2 protein-coding genes are annotated in these 1330 nt (G+C 34.4%); both read left to right on the forward strand.

The genetic code is table 11. The features are described 5' to 3' along the window. Positions 1-24 precede the first annotated feature (24 nt). Positions 25-474 (forward strand): GNAT family N-acetyltransferase, encoded by a 450-nt coding sequence (locus BMY18_RS20650; RefSeq protein ID WP_092458521.1) that lies wholly within the window; start codon positions 25-27, stop codon positions 472-474. A 120-nt stretch (positions 475-594) separates the two neighbouring features. Beyond that, the coding region (locus tag BMY18_RS20655; protein ID WP_092458524.1) for a 4Fe-4S double cluster binding domain-containing protein at positions 595-1330 on the forward strand (736 nt) is incomplete at its 3' end.

A 1330-nucleotide genomic window follows, 5' to 3' on the forward strand; every position in this document is an offset into this window, starting at 1 on the left:
ATTTTATAGGTGAGGAGACATATTGTGGAATATAAACAAGCGTGCCGTGATGATATTGATGAATTTGTAGAACACCGGATGGAGTTTGTTACAGCAATAAGAAAAATAGAAGATTGCGATAGTTTTAAAGATAGAACACGAAAATATCTTGAAGAACATATTGATAAAGAAGATTTGATTATTTTTATTGCAAAGGATGGAGAAATGATTATTTCATCATGTATGGCTTGCATATATGAAACTATACCGCTGCCTAGCTGTCCTAGAGGAAAGAGAGCAGAACTACTTAACGTGTATACTTTGTCAGAGTGGCGACGCAATGGTTTCGCTGAAAAACTAATTCATATGTTAATTGCTGAGTCTAAAAACCGTGGTGTGGAGAAGATAATACTTGATTATACTGATGCAGGACTACCGTTATATAAAAAGCTTGGGTTTATTCCATTAGGGCATCAGATGCAGATAAGATTATGAGAAAATAAGAAGTTCATTTAGCTTTCCGATTATATTTATGATTCACAATCCTTAAATAACAATAGGAAGCTAAATATTGATAAAATGATTATACAAGTGTTAGCAAAGGGGAGGAGCTTTATGAATCGAAAAATTGAACGTATGTTACTTGAAAACGGTGCATCAATGGTAGGATTTGCAAAGATAAATGAACTATACAGTAATGTAGACTTAAAAGAACCAAGAAGTGAAGATTCCGTAACAGAATCTATAAATATACCAATATATCCATTTGGAATATCGATAATTCTTTCCTATCCTCAAACTGTGATAAAAAATATTAGTGATTTTCCGACAATAGAATATTATAATGCATATCACAAATTGAGTGATAAACTTGATGATTTGGCAACAATGTGTGCTGAATATATAATAGAACAGGGTTATAATGCATATCCACAGACTGATTCTGCTACTAAGGAATATGGCATATTTAGAACCGTAATGCCTCATAAGACCGTGGCGGTACATTCAGGATTGGGTTGGATAGGTAAAAGTGCATTGTTTTTAACTGAGAAATATGGTTCAGCCGTTCGTCTAACGTCAGTATTGACCGATGCTCCCTTAGAATTTAATAAATTAATACTACAATCAAAGTGTGGCAGTTGCATGATTTGTACTGATGCCTGTCCAGGAAATGCAATTTCAGGACTCACTTGGAACCCTAAACTTGAACGGGATGAGTTTTTTGACGCTTTGGCTTGTAGAAAAAAAGCCAGAGAGATTGCGGCTAAATCATTAGAGAAGCAAATTACATTATGTGGTAAATGTATTGAGGTGTGCCCATATACCAGAAAGTATACTACCTTTGACAGTA

Origin of the sequence: [Clostridium] fimetarium (assembly GCF_900111235.1) — a bacterium.
Classification (GTDB): domain Bacteria; phylum Bacillota; class Clostridia; order Lachnospirales; family Lachnospiraceae; genus Clostridium_N; species Clostridium_N fimetarium.